Origin of the sequence: Microcystis sp. M113S1 (genome assembly GCF_020246945.1) — a bacterium.
In the GTDB taxonomy this organism is placed as follows: domain Bacteria; phylum Cyanobacteriota; class Cyanobacteriia; order Cyanobacteriales; family Microcystaceae; genus Microcystis.
Genome location: NZ_JADBSA010000398.1, coordinates 1 through 2,520 on the forward strand (window position 1 = coordinate 1; position 2,520 = coordinate 2,520).

Consider the following 2,520-nt stretch of genomic DNA (forward strand, 5'->3'; position numbering starts at 1 on the left):
AGGAAACCGAATTTCGCGAGGGTTATATCGTACAGATAAGGGGATTCTGATTCAATCTGATGTCATGGGTTCCTACAACATTTTGCGAAAAGCATTCCCAAATGCGTTTAACCGCTATGGGATAGAGAGGTGCGTAGTTCATCCAAGGAGAATCAATCTCTCGAAGTAAAAGTGAAGGGAATTTCTGAAATGGAATTCAGTCTGTCTATATTTGACTATACTTTTACTAACTATAAGAAGTATAAATGTCAATTGATCGACTTAAATCTTAAACTAAATAATCAAGCCCGAATCGCCCAGTATTGGAGGAACAAAACAACTCGTGAGTATAACTGATTTAATCCAAAAAGGCGGAGTGGCCATGTGGCCGCTGCTTTTTCTGTCTATTTTAGCTCTTAGCACTATTATCGAACGAATTTGGTTTTGGAGTCGTACTCTCTTCAGTGAGGGCCAGATTTTAAATCGCATTATGGAATCCGCCATCCGTAACTGGGATTTGGCGGCAAAAGTCGCCGGAGATTCCCGCAATCACCCCATTGGTAGCTATCTCTACGCACCCCTGCGCTTAGAAAATCCAGATCCAGAGGTTTTTCACTTTGCCCTCGAATCGGCTGCCGATGAACAATTATCCCTAATGAAACGGGGCGATAAAATCCTTGAGGCAGTCGTCGCCCTTTCTCCCCTGTTAGGATTATTGGGAACGGTACTCGGTTTAATTACCTCTTTGGCCGATATTCAATTAAGTGACCTGGGAACTTCCTCGACGGCGGGAGTAACTTTAGGTATTAGTGAAGCTTTAATTTCCACCGCTACCGGCTTAATTGTCGCTATTTTTAGCCTCGCTTTCTATCGTGTTTTTCAGGGACTCTGGTTCAATCAAGCCCGAATTTTTCGCAAGGCCGGCAGTGATTTAGAAATTATCTACCGCCAACGCTGGTTACACCAAGAAGACCAACAATACGCCCTCAGTGCTAACCTAGAAAAACCTCTCGATCGCTAAGTCTCCCCCTTATCAAGCATGGCCGAAACTAAATCTCTTAACCACAAAAAGCCAAAAAGTAGCCATATTACGGCTCGTCCGCTCAAATTATGGCACGATCAACACCGCATTCAAGAGGATGTGCAGGTTAATATCGTTCCCTTGATCGATGTAATTTTCTGTATTCTCACTTTCTTTATTCTCGGTGCAGTGGGATTATCTCGCCAACAGGCTATCAGCCTCGATTTACCGAAAGCTAGTACCGCCACCACCCCGATGCGGGAAATGTTGGTGGTTAGTCTCGATGATTTCGGACAACTCTACGTCGAAAAACAAATGGTGACTCGCGCCCAGTTGTTCGAGGCGATCAAGAATTATCATCAATATAGTCCCAATGGACTGATGGTACTCAATGCCTCCAGAAATGCCAGTTATAACGAAGTGGTTGGGGTTTTAGACCTACTGCGACAGGCAGGCGGTGATCGTGTGGCTTTAGCGACTCTATCGGGGGAGGCTAATAATCCCACCCTGGAAAATAGCAATCCTTTGCCCAATTTGCCGACTAATCCCACCTTGCCCAGTTTACCCAATCCTCTGGGCAGAAATTAACTAGGAATGGATGCGATAGGTGAGTAATTGTTCTTCGAGGGCGGCAATGCGATTGTAGGCCGCCGTCAATTGTGCCGTTAATCGGCGAATTTGGATTTCATCGGCAAAAGAATTATCGCCATTGACAGCTGGGGCTTGTTTGCCACCGTGATCCCGGAGAATATCTTTATGATCGTAGAGGCTATTATCGGATAACTCGGAAAAACCGACCATTTCCAGGGATTCTCGCCGGTAATGACTCGATTTATCCCCAGCTAGGATAGCAATTTGCTGGCTGAGGCTTTCGACAATATCCTGTAGACGCTCGACTTTCCGATCAAGACTGATAATCTGTTGTTGTAGTCCATTCATGCAATTACCTAGGGATAAAGGAGGTTTCCCCTCTATGCTAGGCTCTGGAGGAAATGGACTATAACAATTTATGATTGATTTAACGATCCCTTTACTGCCCTTAACGAAAATATGGCACGGGAAGTCCCCACACGAGAGCGAAGCGGGATGGGGATGTGCCGAGTGCCTCCTTTCCCCTTGATCAATCAAACACCACGCTTGCAGGAGCTATGGTTAACCTTTCCTGCAATAAAAATCGCCTTCTTCCCAGTTCCGAAGAATGGGAGCATCTCACCTTTGTAACCCTTAAATCAGGTTTTTATGTCAAGCTATTTTGAAAGCCTTGCTAGAAACCAGTTTTAGGGACAAGTATAATTACTCGCTTGCATAAATGAGATGCTCCCCATATTATTTCCTCAATTTTGAGTTAGGGCAATTTTCGTCCATTCGTAAGTGTTCCATTCATCGGAAATTTTGGGTCTGAAACCCCGCCGTTCTAGGTTGGCTTTACGTTAGAATTAAAAGGCCAGTCTCGAAAACCAAGTGGACGGCGCAGCACCTTGAAAACTCGGCTTAGGGGGTTCCGACCAGAAAAGCTTGGC

Annotated in this window: 3 protein-coding genes and 1 pseudogene; 3 read left to right on the top strand and 1 reads right to left on the bottom strand. The window is 45.1% G+C overall.

Annotation, left to right across the window (positions count from 1 at the left end; genetic code table 11):
• The 3 genes and pseudogenes from IM319_RS20190 to IM319_RS20200 all read left to right on the top strand — a co-directional run.
• Positions 1-169 (top strand): annotated as a pseudogene (locus IM319_RS20190) (RNA-guided endonuclease TnpB family protein); the annotation flags it as partial.
• 192 nt (positions 170-361) lie between these two features.
• A complete protein-coding gene (locus tag IM319_RS20195) occupies positions 362-1,000 on the top strand; it encodes a MotA/TolQ/ExbB proton channel family protein (RefSeq protein WP_287736705.1) in 639 nt (212 codons plus the stop codon).
• Between the two features lie 18 nt (positions 1,001-1,018).
• The gene (locus IM319_RS20200; protein ID WP_287683648.1) at positions 1,019-1,588 is read left to right on the top strand and encodes an ExbD/TolR family protein; all 570 of its coding nucleotides are present in this window, start codon (positions 1,019-1,021) and stop codon (positions 1,586-1,588) included.
• On the opposite strand, the gene IM319_RS20205 is transcribed toward IM319_RS20200, so the two are convergent.
• Entirely contained in the window at positions 1,589-1,939 is a 351-nt protein-coding gene (locus IM319_RS20205) for a hypothetical protein (RefSeq protein ID WP_287672127.1), read from the bottom strand.
• Positions 1,940-2,520: the final 581 nt, after the last annotated feature.